Genomic DNA, 15688 nt, shown 5'->3' on the forward strand with positions numbered 1-15688 from the left:
GCTTCAACCTATTGAGCATTCTGATGTCTGACTCCTTGCAACACTGGGTTGCGAATCACTTCGACGACGAAGTCCGCTTCCTCCAAGCCCTCGTCCGCATCCCCACTGACACCCCGCCCGGCAACAACGCGCCGCATGCGGAGCGCACGGCCGAGTTGCTGGCCGGGCTGGGCTTCGAAGTCGAGAAGCATGCTGTCCCAGCCGCCGACGTGCAGGCCGCCGGCATGCAGTCCATCACCAACCTCATCGTGCGCCATCGCTTCTCCGCAGACGGCCCGACGATTGCGCTGAATGCGCATGGCGACGTGGTGCCACCGGGCGAAGGCTGGGCGCATGAGCCCTATGGCGCCGAGATCGTCGACGGCAAGCTCTATGGCCGGGCAGCGGCCGTCAGCAAGAGCGACTTCGCCACCTACACCTTTGCGCTGCTGGCCCTGAAGAACTCGGGACTGCCGCTGAAAGGCGCCGTCGAGCTGCACTTCACCTACGACGAGGAGTTCGGCGGCGAGCTCGGCCCGGGCTGGCTGCTGAAGCAAGGTCTGACGAAACCCGACTACCTGATCGCCGCCGGCTTCAGCTACCAGGTCGTCACGGCCCACAACGGCTGCCTGCAGATGGAAGTCGCCCTGCACGGCCTGGCTTCGCATGCGGCCTACCCGAGCACCGGCATCGACGCGCTGCAGGCCGCCAACAAGCTGCTGACGGCGCTCTACGCCCACAACGACGTGCTGAAGATGCGCCGCTCCGAGGTTGCCGGCATCACCCATCCCTATCTGAACGTCGGCCGCATCGAAGGCGGCAGCAACACCAATGTCGTGCCCGGCAAGGTCGTCATCAAGCTGGACCGCCGCATGATTCCCGAGGAAGACCCGGCCGCGGTGGAAGCCGAGGTGCGGGCGCTGATCGAGAACAGCGTCGCCCAAAGCCCCGGCGTCAAGCTCGACATCAAGCGCCTGCTGCTCGCCAACTCCATGAAGCCCCTGCCCGGCGCGGCGCCGCTGGTCGCAGCACTGCAAAAGCACGGCGAGGCCGTGTTTGGCGAGGCCATCCCGACCTCGGGCACGCCGCTCTACACCGATGTGCGCCTCTACACGGCCCATGGCATCCCGGCCGCCATCTACGGCGCCGGGCCGCGCACGGTCCTGGAGAGCAATGCCAAACGGGCCGACGAGCACCTGGTGCTGGACGACCTCAGGCGCGCGACCCAGGTCGTCGCGCGGGCTCTCGCCGAGCTACTGGCCTAAGGCCAGCTTCACCATCTCGCGCCGCTCGGCCAACTCGGTGGGCGGCCAGGGGCTCCAGTCAGGTCGCTGGGCATAGACCCCGTACAAGGCCTGCAGATTGGCCAGCACCTGCGGGTCGCGCGGCGACAGGGCCAGCGCGGCCAGCAGGCGTTGCGACAGCTGCTCGGCCGCCGCGGCGCTGGGCGCAGCGCCGGCCATCGCCGTCACGGCCGCGAGGTTGGTGCCCGCCGCACTGGCCGGCAGGCGTTGCAAGGCAGACCCGAAAAACTCGGCGGCTTCGGCGTGGCGCCCCTGGCTCCAGGCGACCTGGCCGCGCAACGCGGCGCCAATGCCCCAGGCGCTGGGCGCCAGGTCGGCCGGCACGGCCTTTTCATAACGCGCCAGGCCGGCGTCGACGGCGCGGGCCACCCGCTCGCGCTCGGCCGGCTGCAGCCCGCCCACCTGCAGGCGCAGCCAGCCGGCAATCGCATCGGCAAAGTCCAGTTCGGGCAGCCAGCGCGCCAGCTGCCACTCGGCCACGTCGCCGGCCGGTCGGGCGCGCATCCATCCGGCCGGCAGGCCCTGGCGCATGGGGGCGACACGCATCCAGTCGCCACGCGCTTCGACGATGGCATAAGGGAAGCTCTGGTAGACCGAGCGCCCGATCTCCACGCCGGGCGAGGTCTCGCTGGGTTGCTGGCGCACCTGCAGCGCGGCCCGCGAGGCCGTGTCGATGGCGGCCAGCTCGTCCAGGCGGATGCGCCGCGGCGCGAAGGACAGCGCCTGCGCCGGCAGCGTGGCCGTGAAGCGGGCGCCACCCCAGTCGAGCGTGATGGTCTCGGGCGTGAGGCCCTGGGTGCCCTGGCGCGCGAAGCGCAGATAGGTTTGCAGGAAGAGCTCGCCGTCCTGCTCGAACAGCCGCCCCCAGATGGCCAGCACCGCCTTGCCGCGCTCCAGCTTGCCGGTGGCGGTCCCCATCTGGCTGACGGTGGCGAGCACGCGGTCGACATCGCAGCGCCGGCCGCCATCGGCCACCAGGTCCACGGCGCCGACCGAGCTGTACTTCAGCATCGCCATCAGCAGTTGCAGATGCGCCAGCGAGGAGATCTGCCGGCTGGCCGCCGTGACGCTGGCGCTGCGGGCGTCGTCGGCGCGCCAGGGCAGCACGAGGGCATTGACCGCGGCGCCGCGGAAGACGACGGGGTCGGAACAGGCGCGGATGTCCATGGCGCGGGCCGGCAACGTCAGTGCGGCCAACAGCAAGACAGTGAGAAGGCGCTTCATCACTGGCCTCCCGCGCAGGGTTGGGCCGCGTTCTGCAGCCGCAGCAGCCCGGTCTTGGGATAGGCCGCATCGGCCAGCGCCTCGCGCAGCGTGCGGGCGGCGCTGTCCTGCACGAAGCCGTGCAGCGCCGTCAGCTCGGTCTTGCTGCGGCCGGTGATGGGCCGCTTCAGCATGGCGCCGAGCAGGCTGGCGGCGCGGCACAGGTTGGCATGGGCCGGCTCGTAGGCGCGCTCGCGCAGCAGCTTCAGGCCCAGGGCGCTGGCGATGAAGGCGTCCAGATCCAGCGGCCTGGAGATGAGCTGCACGGCGTCGGCCGTCGGCGCGGCGCCAGCCTCTGGATAGCGCAGGCGCTGAAGGGCCGCCGGCACCGTCTCGCGCTGGTCGGCGGCGAAGCGCAGCGGCACCAGCAGGTAGTTGATCTGCGCGCTCAGCACCGGCGGCGTGCCGTCGCGGTCGACCACGCCCCAGACCTCCAACAGCACGCGCTGGTCATTGAGCTGCTCGACCACCTCGGCGCTGAATTCGCTGCCGTCCAGCGCCGGCGTCCGCTTGGGGCAGGCCCGGAAGGCCACCGGCGTCGCGCCGGGATTGATCCAGCGTTCGTCGCGTTCCTGGTCGAGCTCGAACTGCAGCTTGTTCAGGAAGCGGTCGATGGCCGCGCGGTCCGGCATGGCCGCGCCGCTGGGTTCGCTGAGCAGCACGGTGAAGCGTCCCGGCGCCGGCGCGCAGTTGACGACCGCCGCTTGCGCGCCGGAGGCAAGGCACAACATCAGCAAGAGGGTTCGCCGCATGATCCACTCCAGTTTTCCAACCGCTGCGCGGGCCGAGCGCCGGGCCGCCCCAAGCCGGCCCGTCTGGCGATGTGCTTGCCGGTCGATCCAGCAAGCATCGCCGTCCCCTCGGGGGACCGGCTGGCCTTGCCGGCGTCCAGCAGGGCAAGGGCGGACGAGGGGCTCACCATTCACGTCACTCCAGGTTGGCGATGGCTTCGTCCACCGCCTGCTTGAGCCGCGGATAGGCCTCGGCCGGCGCGGCGATCTCGCCGCCGATGCGCTGGCGAAGTTCATCGGGCCTGCCGGCCACGGCGGCATCGACGAGGTCGCGGTAGCGGCGCAGCTGCGGCAGGGCCTTGCGGCAGCCGTTGTCGCCGATGAGGCTGAGCAGCGTGCGGTGCGCGCCGATGTCGTAATGCTGGTTGCGCTTGAGCAGCAGCGGCGGCAGCACCCGGCACAGCGTCTCGGGCTCGCGCACGGCCATGGCCTCCAGGCCGCGCGTGGCCGCCACCGCATGCAGGTCGGGCCGGCGCAGCTCCATCAGCAGCGCCGGCAGTGCCGGCTCACCGAAGGAGGCCAGCACGACGGCGCCGTTGGTCAGCTTGCCGAGGTCTTCCTCCTCGGTGAGCTTCTGCAGCAGGCCCAGCATCTCCTTGGTGTAGGAGAGGTCGAGCTGGCGCTGCTTGATGGCCAGGTCGACCGAGTCCTTGATCCAGAAGCCCAGCACCAGCAGCACGACGCTGGCCAGCAGCTTGGGCGCCTCGGCCCCCATCCAGCCCAGCAGGCGGGCGGGCCAGGGCTTGGGCGGAGAAGGGGCGGCGGCATCCATGGCGTGCAGTGTGTGCCGCCATGCGGGCCGCGCACAACCTCAATTCAGCTATCGCTTTCCTGGTGTACCGCCTTCACGGCGGCGGCGCACGACCGCGCCGGTCACGCCCAGGGCGGCCAGCCACATGGCCCAGGTCGACGGCTCCGGCACCGGCGCGCCGATGTAGTCCTGCATGATCTGCGACGTCAGCTTCTGGTAGCCGGGCTGGTTCAGGATGTTGAGGTTGACGTTCCAGCCGATGGCATCGAACAGGGCCAGGTCCTGGGCCGTCACGATGCCTTCCTGGCACAGTCCGCCAGTCGGGTCCATGATGCCGATCTGCAGCGTCGACACGGTGCAGCTGACGCCGTCGTGCACGCGCGGCGCCTCTTCCCAGTGCGAGGTCTGGAAGCCATCGCTGCCGGGCGAGAAATCGGAGCGGCCGAACATCTCGGTGGCGCCGCCGTCGATGGAGAAATAGGGATCGCCGCCCCACAGCATGCTGAAGCTGCCGTTCTGGTAGCGGAACATGTCGGTGTTGGAGGGGCGCGAGTTGTTGGTCGAGTTCTGGCCGACCGCGCTGGTGAAGCCCAGGGCATGGCCGATCTCGTGCACGGCCACGCTGACGAAGTCGGACGACACGCCGGTGAAGCCGTTGCGCGTGTCGAAGTCAAAAGGCCGGGCGCTGTTGAAGGTGATGGTGGCGTCGATGGACGACGCGCTGCCGGTATACAGGCCCAGGGCCTTCTGCAGGGCCGTGTTCAGGTTGACGTTGGCGTTGGAGAAGGTCGCCAGATGCGTGGTCGCGATCGCGTCCAGCGGCGTGCTGGCATCGGCGATCAGCGCCGAGCGCCAGGCGGATTGGCTCTTGGAGCTGGAAGCGCTCGAGGCCTGGCCCAGCACCGTGGGCGAGGAAAAGCCCACCGTCGTGAAGCCCACTTGGATGTTCAGCGTCACGTTGTCGGTCAGCACCGACTCCCAGTAGGCCGCCGCGGCGGCAAAGCCGGCATGGGCCTGGGTGCCCTGCTCGACACCGCCGGTGTTGATGAGGTGGATGGTCAGCGCCTGGGCGCTGGGCACGGCCAGCAGGGCCGTGGTGGACACGCAGGCGAGGAACGGGCGCAGCTTCATCGGAATCCTTGTGGAAGGGGGCGTCAGTTACCCAAACTGACATGGCGGTGATGCCGGTTACGACATGCGGGCGGATGCTAGGTCTGCGGTCCGTGGACCGCAATCCACAGCCAGTACCAAGACCACGCGACAGCGCGTCGCCGCGGCAACCCTAGAATGCGCGCCCCATGAACGCCCAGCTTCGCGCCCGCGCACGCCGCCATCTCTGGTGGCTGACGGCCGTGTTCTTGCTGGGTGTGCTGGCGCCGGGCATCAGCGCGGCCCTGGCCCATGCGCGGGGCGACTTCTCGGCCTGGCAGGACATCTGCCGCTCGCCGTCGTCTTCCGCCACGGCCGCCAAGCCCCAGCCCATCGAGGCCGCGCTGGACCTGCTGGCCAAGGGCCACTGCCCGGCCTGCCATCTGGGCGCCGCCGACCTCATCGAGCCACCCATGGCGCCCGCGCCGCTGCTGCGCGATGACCTCGTGCTGGAGGCGCCGGAGCGTTTCTGGACCGCACCGGTCACCGCCCACGCCTGGCGGCCCGCCAGCGCCCGCGCCCCACCCGGGCTGATCTGAGTCCCACGCCCTGCCGCGGCCGTCCTGGCCCCGGCGATTGCCGACGCCCGCGTCGGCGCGACTCCGATCACGTCCTCGATGAACACTCCTGCCCTCACGCGCGCGGCCGCTGCCGTCTGCGCCGCCCTGCTCTCGTTCGCCGCCCAGGCCTGCGATGAATGCGACTGTCACGACGCACCCACACCTCCCGAGCCGCCGCGCAGCAAGCTCGCCCTGGTGCGGGTGCAATCCGCCGCGCCCTCCACCCTGCCCACCAACATCCCGACCACCCGCGAGACCGTCACGCGCGAGGACATCGCCCGCAGCATCAACGCGACCGATTCGGAAGACGCGCTGAAATACCTGCCCAGCCTGAACGTGCGCAAGCGCTATATCGGCGACTACAACCACGCCATCCTGTCCAGCCGCGCCTCGGGCACGGGCAACAGCGCGCGCTCGGCCGTGTATGCCGACGGCATCCTGCTGTCCAACTTCCTCGGCAACGGCGTCGGTGGGCTCTCCTTCCCGCCGCGCTGGGGCCTGGTCACGCCCGAGGAGATCGAGCGGGTCGACGTCATTTACGGCCCCTTCTCGGCCGCCTACCCGGGCAACTCGGTGGGTGCGGTGGTGGACTACCAGACCCGCATGCCGACACGCTTCGAGGCCCATGCCAAGCTGGGCGTCCAGTCGCAGTCGTCCGAGCTCTACGGTCGCAAGGATCGCTTCAATGGCTGGCAGGCCAGCGCCTCGGTGGGCGACCGCGCGGGGGACTGGAGTTGGTGGATCAATCTCAACCGCACCGACAGCCAGGGCCAGCCGCTGACCTTCGCCACGCGCACCGCCAGCAGCGGCATCACGCCGCCCGCCGGCAGCAACGCCCAGCCGGTGACGGGCGCGGTCCTCCAGCTCAACACCACCAACACGCCCTGGTATCTCATCGGCGCCGGCACGCGCTACCGCACCGTGCAGGACCACGCCAAGCTCAAGCTGGCCTACGACATCAGCCCGGTGCTGCGCGCCAGCTACACCCTGGGCCTGTGGCGCAACGAGAGCGCGGGCAACTCCGAGAGCTGGCTGCGCAATGCCGCCGGCCAGCCGGTCTACGCCGGCGCCGTCCTCATCGACGGCAAGCAGTACGCGGCCGTCAGCGGCAGCGATTTCGCGGTCACGCGCGAGCAGCTGCAGCACCTCATGCACGGCCTGTCGGTCAAGAGCCGCAGCGGCGACAAATGGGACTGGGAGGTCGCCGCCAGCCTCTACGACTACGACAGTGACCACAGGCGCCAGAACGCGACTGCCAATTCGCAGCCGGGCGCGCTGACGGGCGGCGCCGGCACGCTGGCCGATGGCAGCGGCACCGGCTGGCACACGCTGGCCGTCAAGGGCATCTGGCGGCCCGCCGGCTCCGCTCACGTCGTCGACCTCGGTCTGCAACAGGACGGCTACAAGCTCGGCTACGTCACGTCCAGCATCACTGGCAACTACCTCGCCGACGGCCCCGGTGCCCTGGCCAGCCGTGTGGGCGGCCGCACGCGGCTGCAGGCCGGCCATGTGCAGGACGCCTGGCTGATCGCCCCCGACTGGAAGGCCGTGCTCGGCCTGCGCGCCGAACGCTGGCAGGCCTTGGACGGCCGCACCGACTTCTCGGCCACGTCGTCCCAGACCCATGCCGCGCGCCGCGAACAGGCCCTGTCGCCCAAGGCGGCGCTGTCCTGGCAGGCCACGCCTGACACGGTGCTGAAGGCCTCGGTCGGCCGCGCGGTGCGCATGCCCACCGTGGCCGAGCTGTACGGCGCGACGTCCACGGCCAACTCCAGGTTCATCAACGACCCCCATCTCAAGCCCGAGAAGTCCTGGACCGGCGAGCTGAGCGCTGAGCAGGCCTGGGGCCAGCTGCAGAGCCGGCTGACGCTGTTCGCGGAGACGACGCGGGACTCGCTGTACTCCCAGACGGTGTTCGACCCGGCCGCCAACACCAACATCAGCCGCGTGCAGAACGTCGACAGGATCGCCACCCGGGGCGTGGAAGCCACGCTGGGCGCGGCCGACTGGGGCCTGCAGGGGCTGGACCTGAACGCCAGCCTCACCTGGACCGACTCCAGGATCAAGGCCAACGCCGGCTTCGTCGGCACGCCTGGAGACACGATCGGCAAATGGCAGCCCAACATCCCGCGCTGGCGCGCCACCGTGTTGGCCGGCTACCGCCTGGACGAGCACTGGAGCGCCAGCCTGGCCATGCGCCACAGCGGCCGTCAGTACCGCACGCTGAACAACAGCGACGTGAACCCCTTCGCCTATTTCGGCGTCAGCAAGTACACGACGGCCGACCTGCGCCTGCTGTGGAAGCTCGACAAGCAGTGGAGCGCCGCCTTCGGCATCGACAACCTGAACAACTGCCAGTACTGGAATTTCCACAACTACCCCCAGCGCAGCTATTCGGCCGAGCTGAAGTTCGATCTATGAAAACCCTCTTCACCACTTCCCTGCTGGCGCTGGCCGGCACCGTCCAGGCCCACATCACGCTGGAGCAGCCCGAGGCCCCGGCCGGCAGCAGCTACCGCGCCGTCCTCAAGGTCGGCCATGGCTGCGACGGCGCGGCGACGAAGGAGATCGTCGTCACCTTGCCCGAGGGGCTGCGCGGTGCCAAGCCCATGCCCAAACCGGGCTGGACGCTGACGACCAGCCGCCGTCCCTTGAAGACGCCCTACGAGAGCCATGGCAAGCCCGTCACCGAGGAACTGGCCGAAGCGCGCTGGACGGCGGACGGCGAGGCCCACCACCTGCCCGACGCCTGGTATGACGAGTTCGTGCTGCGCGCCGCACTGCCGGCCGAGCCGGGCGAGCTGGCCTTTGCGGTGCGCCAGGTCTGCACCCAGGGCGAGTGGAACTGGGCCGAGCTGCCGACGGCCGCCAACCCCAGGCCGCGTGCGCCGGCGGTGCGGCTCAAGGTCGTGCCGGCGCGTGCCCCGGCCCACGCCCACTGAAGCGGAAAAAAGACGGGTCGACCCCGGCTGATCGCGGCATCGTGGGCGGCCGGCAGCGCCGATGATTCAGCCCGTCACCAGTGCACGGCCCCCGGCAACGCTGCGGCCCCTGGCGAGGCGGAACATCGCGAACCGCCCGCGACCATGAAAGCACAAGTTCCCGGCCCGCCCGCGTCACCCCGGTGTCGCTCGTCGACGGCCACCTGCGCTGTGTGAACGCCGCGGCCCTACGCATCCTCGCGGATGTGTCCCGGGCGGCGTGAAGCGCTCTTGCGCCCCGACTGGCTGCGGCCAGCCGGGGCTTTCCTTTTTGCGCCTCGTCAACGCATGGCGACGATGCCGCCCTCGGCCGCCGGCGCGAGCAGGAAGAGGCCGGCCTCGCTGCGCTCGCCGCTCTTCACCTGCACGTCCACCAGGCAGGCCTGGCCCACCTGGGTGACACGGAGCAGGCGCGTTTTGCGCGGCTGGGGCGAGCGGCCCAGCCTGTCGATCAATTCGCGGTAGACCGCCTGGCGGCCGGCATCGCCGGCCGCCAGGCTGCCGTCCAGCGTGAACTGTGATGTCAGGCCCCAGGCGTCGCTGGCATTCCAGCGCGCGTCGAAGTCGTCGAGCCGGCGTTGCAGCGCGGCGCCATCGTCGCAAGAAGATGCGGCGGCATAGGCCTCCAGAGGCAGGGTGAGTGCGCTGGCGGCGACCAGGCCAAGGGCGAGCACCAGGGCCGAGCCCAGGCTCAACGGGGCGGAAGTATCGGAAAAGCGCTTCATGGAAATATCCTGGTATGAGAGGGCGCGACGGCGTTGCTGAAGACCACTCGCGCTGAAAAAGCCGGCCTGGGTGTTGAGGGCCGGGGCGTCGTCAAACCGACCCGGCTGTGTCGCTGGCCGGTCGTCAAGGGCTGTCAGTGCCGGTCCTTCCCACGTCGCCGGCGCAGCACGGCGATGCCGAACAGTCCGCCCGCCATCAAGCCCAGGCTGCTCGGTTCTGGCACGGGCGCCGCCACCGGCGAGAAGTGCCCCGATGCGGAGGTGTAGGTCCAGCCCTGCGGCAGATCCCAGTGGAAGGACATGGTGTGGCTGTAGTCGGCCACGGCGCCACTGTGAGCCGACACCGACAGCTCGCCAAACACGTACAGCGTGATGGGCTGGCCGTTGCGTGCCTGCACGCTGCCGCTCACCTCCATGTTGCCGTTGCCCAGCGTGCGCGTGTTCGGCGCATACCAGCCGTTGGCGGCGGTGCCGATGTAGTACGAGCTCGTGGCCGTGGTGCCGCTGCCGAAGGCCCACGGGCCGCGCTTCCTGAAGCCGTCGATGCTGAACCGGTAGTCCAGCGTCTCGGTGCTGTTCGCCGAAGGGACGATCGTGACGGTGTCCCACACCGACACCGAGGCGCTCGTCTGCCACGAGCAGGTGTAGACGGTGCAATAGATCGGCAGCGTTGGGTTCTCGGACGTCCAGGCCCGAGCATGGACGCTGAACGACTCCGAGCTGCCCCAGGCCTGGGCTTCGGTGTTGCCGCTGGCACTGCCGTGCGAGGCGGACGCGGTGGACTGGTACCAGCCGCCAGCCTTGACGCTAGCGGCCTGGGCCGTCGCGCCGAAGCTGCTGCCCTGCACCACCACCGCGTGGGCGTGCAGGCCGGCCATGGACAGAGACAGGGCCGCGAGGGCCTGGCGAAGAGAGAAGGACATGCGGAACTCCTGAAAGGGATGGGTGGGACGACGATGTGACGGCGACTTCACAGCCAATGGCGCATCAGCACGATGTCGAGGTCGCTGCCGTTGGCCTCGCCGGCCTGCAGCACGCGCACGGTGGGCACGCGCTCGTCCGGCTGCAGTGCGAGGGCGCGTCCGGCGTCGGTCTTGGTGCCGGCGGCCACGGCTGTCGTGCGGATGCCGCCGGGGCCGAAGGCCGTGTCGGGGCTGCCGTCGGCGTTCAGGCGCAGCAGCACCGTGTCGGCGCTGGAGCTGTTGCCGGTGTAGACCCAGCCGCCGAGCAACAGCCGGCCGTCGGCCTGGCGGACGAGGGCCGTGGCCTCATCCCAGTTGCTGGCGCTGACGGCGACGACCGCGCGGCCGCCGGTGCCGAAGCTCGCATCCAGGCCGCCGCTGGGCAGCAGGCGCACGGCGGCGAAGTCGTGATCGCGGTGGCCGGCCAGCACCAACTGGTTGTCGGCCGTGACGACGACGCCGCGCGCCGCGCCGGTGACGCTGCCGAACAGGTTGCGCACGATGCCCCCGGCGCCGAAGCTGGCGTCCAGCGTGCCGTCGGCGCGGTAGCCGGCGGCGATGAAGTCGCCCTCGCCGCCCACCGCGACGAGGCGCGAGACCCCGCCCACGGTCTGCAGGGCCAGGCCGTAGACGGTCTCGCGGGCGCTGCCGCTGCCGATGGTGGTCAGCACCTTGCCGCCGTTGCCGAAGCCGGCGTCCAGGCTGCCGTCGGCGTTGTAGCGGGCCAGTGCGAAGTCACTGCCGCTGGCGCCCTGGTCGCTGTCACCGGCCAGCACGATCTTGCCGTCGGGCTGCAGCAGCAGGGCATAGGCCTTGTCGGCGCCATTGCCGAAGGTGGTGACGACGCGACCACCGTTGCCGAACGTGGCGTCCAGCGTGCCGTCGGCGTTGTAGCGGGCCACGGCGAAGTCGTAGCCGCTGGCGCCCTGGTCGCTGCTGCCGGCAACGAGGATCTTGCCGTCGGGCTGCACGGCCACGGCCTGGGCCTCGTCGCTGCGGCCGCCGTTGTTGAAGGCGGTGGCGATCCTGCCGCCATTGCCGAAGCTGGCATCCAGTCCGCCATCGCGCAGGTGGCGCACCAGCAGGAAGTCGGTACCACTGGCCACCGTGGTGATGCCGAAGCCGGCGACGACGGCCTTGCCGTCGGCCTGCACGGCCACGCCGCGCACATAGTCGTCGGTCAGGCCGCCGGGGGTGACCAGCGTGCCGCCACCGAAGCTGGTGTCAATGTCGCCGGCGGCGCCGCGCACGGTCACTGTCAGCGGCTTGCTGGCGTTGACGGTGCCCGCCACACCCTTGACCGTGACGGCGGTCGGCAGGGAATGCGGGGCGGTGCCGGCGGCCTGCAGCGTCAGCGTGCCGGTGGTGCTGCCCGCGGCCACGTTGAGGGCGGCCGCGGTGGCACCGGCCGGCAGGTTGTCCGCGCTGAACTGGATGGCGTCGGTGAAGCCGGCGTCGCGCTGCACGCTGACGGCCAGCGTGGCCTGCTGGCCCTGCCAGACGATGGCCTTGGAGGTGTCCAGCGTGAAGCTGAAGCCGGCGGCGGGAGCCGGGGCCGGGGCGGGACCGGGGCCCGGCTGGGGCTGCTGCGGCAGCGGGGCCGGGTCGGGCTCGGTGGTGGTACTGCTGCCACCGCCGCCGCAGGCAGTCAGGGCGGCGGTCAGGGTGGCGCTCAGCAGCAGGTGGCGGGCGGACGGACGGGTCGGGGACAGAGCGGGCATGGTGGTTCCTGGTGTGGACGGTGGAGGAAGCCCTGGGTCGGGCAGGGCCGTTCAGGGGGTGACGGCACTGTGCCGAGCGCCCCCGCGCCGGACATCGCCCTGAAGAGCCATGCGGCGGGCCATGGCCTCGCCGCCAGTGCCATGGCCCATCGGAGCGATGTCAGCCGCACCGCCGGCCGGAACACTGCCGGCCATCCGGTTCACCTTCACACCGGCCTCAAGGAGCCCCCATGACCCCCGCCAGCCCGCGCCTGGACCTCTATGCCCACATCCACAAGGCCTTGCGCCTCTTCATGAGCGACACGCTGCAGCAGCTGAGCCGCCTGGACATCGACGACCCCCTGGACCTGGCCGCCAGCCTCGGCCAGCTGGACGCGCTGCTGGACGCCGCCCGGCACCATCTGGAGAAGGAGAACGAGTTCGTCCACCCGGCCATCGAGGCGCGCCGCGCCGGCGCCAGCGCGGCCATCGAGGCCGAGCACGAGGAGCATCTGGACGCCATCACCGGCCTGCGGGCCGAGTCCGCCGCCCTGCGCGCCATGCCGTCGGCGGCTGCGGCTCAGCGCCTGTACCGGCGCTTCGCGGCCTTCGTGGCTCACAACTTCGAGCACATGGGCGTGGAGGAGAGCCGCCACAACCAGGCGCTGTGGGCGGCCTACTCGGACGCCGAGCTGTTCGAGATCCACGGCCGCATCCTGGCCAGCATTGGCCCTCGCGAGATGAGCGAGACGCTGCGCTGGATGATCCCGGCGCTGACGCCGGCCGAGCGCGCCCTGGTCATCGGCGGCCTGCCGCCCCAGGTGCGGGCCCCCGTGCTGGCCTCGGCGCGCGCTCTGCTGAACGACGCCGCCTGGGCCAAGCTGTGCCAGGCCGTCGGTCAGCCCAGCGTGCCGGGCCTCGTCGAGGCCTGACGGTCACGCCACCAGGCCGCGGCCTCGCCGCGCGAGTTCAGGCCCAGCTTGTCGAGGATGTTGGCCACATGCCGCTTGACGGTGTGGGGGCTCAAGTCCAGCGCGCGGGCGATGTGCTTGTTGCTGGCGCCGGCGGCGATCTGGGCGATGACCTCGGCCTCGCGCTGGGACAGGCGTTCGTCCAGCGGTGCCGCCGCCACCTCGGCGACGACCAGCGTGGCCGGCCGCACCGCATCGGCCCAGCCGCGCAGGCGGGCGATGTCGGCCGCATCCAGCAGGCCGCTCCAGTCCTCGGCGGCCAGTTGAAGCAGCCTGGGCACGGCCCACATCAGGCCCCCCGGCTCACGCCTGGCCAGTGCCGGCGCCAGGGCCTGGGCAGCGCCAGCGCGGTCACCCGCTTCCAGCAAGGCCGCGGCCAGACGGGCGCGCGCCTCGGCCAACTGGCCCAGCAGGTCGCCGCTCTCGCCGTCGGCCAGGAAGCTGCGCCAGGCCGTGATGGCCTCGCCGCGCCGGCCCTGCAGCGCTGCCAGCTGGGCCTGCAGCCCAAGCAGCGGACGCGGTCGGTGCGGCATGACCAAGTCGGGCAGGTCGGCGCCGATGCGCAGCAGGCGCTCCAGGCCGTCTTCCAGGGCCTCGCGGTTGCCGGTGGCCGCCGCCATGCGCGACATGAAGAAGCTCGCATGCCAGCCGCCCCAGGCGCCATAGCCCGGCACATGCTCGGCCAGGCGCAGCTTCATCAGTGCCAGGGCCTCGTCATGGCGGCCGGCGATCAGGTCGAACATGGCGTGCAGGGCCTGGCCATGGTTGCGCGCGATGACGAGGCGGCCGAACCAGGCCGCGTCGGCCTCGGCGCGCGCCAGCAGCTGCTGGGACTCGGCCAGCCGGCCCTGCCAGAACATGTTCCAGGCCTGGGCCATGTGGGAGTTCACGCCAAAAGGCAGCGGCCGATCGCCCAGCACCTGCAGGGCACCGCGATACCAGCGGTCCACGACGGGCGCCATGCCGGTGCAGCTGATCTGGCGCGGCGGCGGCGAGCCGGCGTACCAGGCCTCCAGCGAGGCGCTCTGCTCCAGCTCGGCGACGAGGGCGTCGAACAGCGGCGCCACCGCATCGAAGTGACAGCTCTCCAGTGCATGCCAGGCGCGGCCCAGCAGCGTCATGCGGCGCAGTTCGCCGCTCAACGCGAAGGGGTCGATGTCGCGCAGCAGGGCCTCGGCCTCGCTGAGGCGGCCCTGGGCAATCAGCAGGATGCTGCGGTGGGCGCGCGACTCGCGCAGCCCGGTCTCGTCGCCGCGCGCCTGGTACAGCGCCTCGGCGCGGCCCTGATGCCATTCGGCCTGCTGGGCCTCCCACAGCACCCACAAGGCCAGGGCCTTGACGCGGTGCAGTTCGGGGCTGGACTCGGCGAAGGCGGCATCGAAACGCCGGGTCAGGTCCAACAGCCCCTGGGCACCGAGGTTGTTCATCAACAGCGCGCCATCGCCCAGCAGCAGCTCGGCTGCACGCTCGGGGCGGCCGGCCGCCAGCAGCAGGCCCTGGCGGCGCAGGGCATCCGTCTCCAGCACGGCGGCGCGCTCGAGCTGCTGGCGATGGATCTCGGGCTGCTCCTGGCGCAGGCGCTGCTGCAGCATGTCACGAAAGAGCTGGTGCAGCCTCAGCGTGTGCGGCGCCAGGTCGACGACGGTGACGAACAGGGCCAGGCGCTCCATCTCCGCCAGCCAGCCGGCGGCGTGGGCGCCCTCGCCCAGGGCCTGGCAACGGGCGGCGTCCAGCTCGTGCAGCACGCTGGTGCGCAGCAGGAAGCCGCGCAGGCCCGGCTCCAGGCGGTCCAGCACCTCGGCGGCGAGGTAGTCGAAGGTGGCGCGGTCGATGGCGGCGGGCAGGCGCTGGCCGCCGCTGAGTGCCAGGCGCAGGCCGGCCGCCCAGCCCTGGCAGCGCTCGTACAGGCCCGCCGCGGCCGCCTCGTCCAGGCCGGCGGCCTGGGCCAGTTGCTCCACCTCACCACGCGCGAGGGCCAGCTCGGCGGGGCCGAGGTCGGCCAGCTCGCCGGCGGCGCGCAACCGCGCCAGGCGCAGGGCCGGCTCGTGGCGGGCCGACAGCACCAGGCGCCAGCGCTCGCCCATGCGGGCCAGCCAGCGGTCCAGGAACTGCAGCGAGGCCGGGTCGACGAGGTGATGGGCGTCGTCCAGCACGATGAGGCCGCGCTCGACCTCGCAGGCCTCCAGCGCATTCAGCATGGCATCGGCCGCCGCGACGATCTCGGGGCCGCCGCGCAGGGCGGTATCGCGCAGGCCCTCGGGCGCCGTGCGCCAGGGCGGGTCATAGGGCTCGAAGGCGGCGAACAGGCAGTCCAGCAGGCGGCCGAGGTCGTCGCCCTCGTCCAGGGCCACCCAGGCGACGGCGGTGGTGGCGCCGGCGTCGGCCAGGGCCTGGGTCAGCAGCGCCGTCTTGCCATAGCCGGCGGGCGCGCAGATCAGCAGCACGCGCTGGGCGTCGAGGGCGCGCTGCACGCGCGCGAGCAGGGCCGGGCGCGGCAGCAGCAGGCCGGCGCGCGGACGCGGCGCACGGGTCTTGGTGTGGGCGAGTGCCAT

At 71.3% G+C, this 15688-nt stretch carries 13 protein-coding genes; 5 read left to right on the top strand and 8 right to left on the bottom strand.

The window, feature by feature from the left end; genetic code table 11:
- Positions 1-23 precede the first annotated feature (23 nt).
- Positions 24-1244: an ArgE/DapE family deacylase gene (locus tag AC07OY_RS18555; RefSeq protein ID WP_495044095.1), complete on the top strand. Its 1221-nt coding sequence runs from the start codon at positions 24-26 to the stop codon at positions 1242-1244.
- On the opposite strand, the gene AC07OY_RS18560 is transcribed toward AC07OY_RS18555, so the two are convergent.
- The 4 genes from AC07OY_RS18560 to AC07OY_RS18575 form a co-directional block, all read right to left on the bottom strand.
- Positions 1233-2507: a hypothetical protein gene (locus AC07OY_RS18560; RefSeq protein ID WP_495044096.1), complete on the bottom strand. Its 1275-nt coding sequence runs from the start codon at positions 2505-2507 to the stop codon at positions 1233-1235. The two genes, AC07OY_RS18555 and AC07OY_RS18560, sit on opposite strands and share 12 nt — an antisense overlap.
- On the bottom strand, positions 2507-3298 hold the full coding sequence (locus AC07OY_RS18565) for a hypothetical protein (protein ID WP_495044097.1): 792 nt from the start codon (positions 3296-3298) through the stop codon (positions 2507-2509). The genes AC07OY_RS18560 and AC07OY_RS18565 overlap by 1 nt, the downstream gene beginning before the upstream one ends.
- A gap of 175 nt (positions 3299-3473) precedes the next feature.
- Positions 3474-4109, bottom strand: coding sequence for a hypothetical protein (locus AC07OY_RS18570; RefSeq protein ID WP_495044098.1), 636 nt, complete (start codon positions 4107-4109; stop codon positions 3474-3476).
- A 48-nt stretch (positions 4110-4157) separates the two neighbouring features.
- A complete protein-coding gene (locus AC07OY_RS18575) occupies positions 4158-5219 on the bottom strand; it encodes an NF038122 family metalloprotease (RefSeq protein ID WP_495044099.1) in 1062 nt (353 codons plus the stop codon).
- 167 nt (positions 5220-5386) lie between these two features.
- Here AC07OY_RS18575 and AC07OY_RS18580 point away from each other — a divergent pair, with 167 nt between their 5' ends.
- The 3 genes from AC07OY_RS18580 to AC07OY_RS18590 all read left to right on the top strand — a co-directional run bounded on the left by AC07OY_RS18580 (position 5387) and on the right by AC07OY_RS18590 (position 8739).
- The gene (locus AC07OY_RS18580) at positions 5387-5776 is read left to right on the top strand and encodes a DUF2946 family protein (RefSeq protein ID WP_495044100.1); all 390 of its coding nucleotides are present in this window, start codon (positions 5387-5389) and stop codon (positions 5774-5776) included.
- Between the two features lie 78 nt (positions 5777-5854).
- On the top strand, positions 5855-8218 hold the full coding sequence (locus AC07OY_RS18585; RefSeq protein WP_495044101.1) for a TonB-dependent receptor: 2364 nt from the start codon (positions 5855-5857) through the stop codon (positions 8216-8218).
- Positions 8215-8739 carry a YcnI family copper-binding membrane protein gene (locus tag AC07OY_RS18590; protein ID WP_495044102.1) on the top strand — a complete coding sequence of 175 codons (525 nt, stop codon included), beginning with the start codon at positions 8215-8217 and terminating at the stop codon, positions 8737-8739. Before AC07OY_RS18585 ends, AC07OY_RS18590 begins: the two co-directional genes overlap by 4 nt.
- 320 nt (positions 8740-9059) lie before the next feature.
- Here the strand turns inward: AC07OY_RS18590 and AC07OY_RS18595 are convergent, their stop codons facing one another.
- From AC07OY_RS18595 to AC07OY_RS18605, 3 genes are all read right to left on the bottom strand, one after another.
- A complete protein-coding gene (locus tag AC07OY_RS18595; RefSeq protein ID WP_495044103.1) occupies positions 9060-9503 on the bottom strand; it encodes a hypothetical protein in 444 nt (147 codons plus the stop codon).
- Positions 9504-9637: 134 nt separating this feature from the next.
- Positions 9638-10426: a PEP-CTERM sorting domain-containing protein gene (locus AC07OY_RS18600; protein WP_495044104.1), complete on the bottom strand. Its 789-nt coding sequence runs from the start codon at positions 10424-10426 to the stop codon at positions 9638-9640.
- Between the two features lie 47 nt (positions 10427-10473).
- Positions 10474-12186, bottom strand: coding sequence for a hypothetical protein (locus AC07OY_RS18605; protein WP_495044105.1), 1713 nt, complete (start codon positions 12184-12186; stop codon positions 10474-10476).
- 230 nt (positions 12187-12416) lie between these two features.
- On the opposite strand from AC07OY_RS18605, the gene AC07OY_RS18610 reads away from it, so the two are divergent.
- Positions 12417-13097, top strand: a complete 681-nt coding sequence (locus tag AC07OY_RS18610) for a hemerythrin domain-containing protein (protein ID WP_495044106.1) — start codon at positions 12417-12419, stop codon at positions 13095-13097.
- Here the strand turns inward: AC07OY_RS18610 and AC07OY_RS18615 are convergent.
- The gene (locus tag AC07OY_RS18615) at positions 13064-15688 is read right to left on the bottom strand and encodes a winged helix-turn-helix domain-containing protein (RefSeq protein WP_495044107.1); all 2625 of its coding nucleotides are present in this window, start codon (positions 15686-15688) and stop codon (positions 13064-13066) included. The genes AC07OY_RS18610 and AC07OY_RS18615 overlap by 34 nt on opposite strands.

Source organism: Roseateles sp. GW821-FHT09H10 (assembly GCF_059415865.1).

Excerpts from the sequence above, each read along its gene's own strand:
- AC07OY_RS18610 (WP_495044106.1), top strand. The coding sequence starts at position 12,417 with ATGACCCCCGCCAGCCCGCGCCTGGACCTCTATGCCCACATCCACAAG.
- AC07OY_RS18605 (WP_495044105.1), bottom strand. The coding sequence starts at position 12,186 with ATGCCCGCTCTGTCCCCGACCCGTCCGTCCGCCCGCCACCTGCTGCTG.
- AC07OY_RS18615 (WP_495044107.1), bottom strand. The coding sequence starts at position 15,688 with ATGGCACTCGCCCACACCAAGACCCGTGCGCCGCGTCCGCGCGCCGGC.
- AC07OY_RS18580 (WP_495044100.1), top strand. The coding sequence starts at position 5,387 with ATGAACGCCCAGCTTCGCGCCCGCGCACGCCGCCATCTCTGGTGGCTG.
- AC07OY_RS18585 (WP_495044101.1), top strand. The coding sequence starts at position 5,855 with ATGAACACTCCTGCCCTCACGCGCGCGGCCGCTGCCGTCTGCGCCGCC.
- AC07OY_RS18560 (WP_495044096.1), bottom strand. The coding sequence starts at position 2,507 with ATGAAGCGCCTTCTCACTGTCTTGCTGTTGGCCGCACTGACGTTGCCG.
- AC07OY_RS18565 (WP_495044097.1), bottom strand. The coding sequence starts at position 3,298 with ATGCGGCGAACCCTCTTGCTGATGTTGTGCCTTGCCTCCGGCGCGCAA.
- AC07OY_RS18595 (WP_495044103.1), bottom strand. The coding sequence starts at position 9,503 with ATGAAGCGCTTTTCCGATACTTCCGCCCCGTTGAGCCTGGGCTCGGCC.
- AC07OY_RS18590 (WP_495044102.1), top strand. The coding sequence starts at position 8,215 with ATGAAAACCCTCTTCACCACTTCCCTGCTGGCGCTGGCCGGCACCGTC.
- AC07OY_RS18575 (WP_495044099.1), bottom strand. The coding sequence starts at position 5,219 with ATGAAGCTGCGCCCGTTCCTCGCCTGCGTGTCCACCACGGCCCTGCTG.
- AC07OY_RS18555 (WP_495044095.1), top strand. The coding sequence starts at position 24 with ATGTCTGACTCCTTGCAACACTGGGTTGCGAATCACTTCGACGACGAA.
- AC07OY_RS18570 (WP_495044098.1), bottom strand. The coding sequence starts at position 4,109 with ATGGATGCCGCCGCCCCTTCTCCGCCCAAGCCCTGGCCCGCCCGCCTG.
- AC07OY_RS18600 (WP_495044104.1), bottom strand. The coding sequence starts at position 10,426 with ATGTCCTTCTCTCTTCGCCAGGCCCTCGCGGCCCTGTCTCTGTCCATG.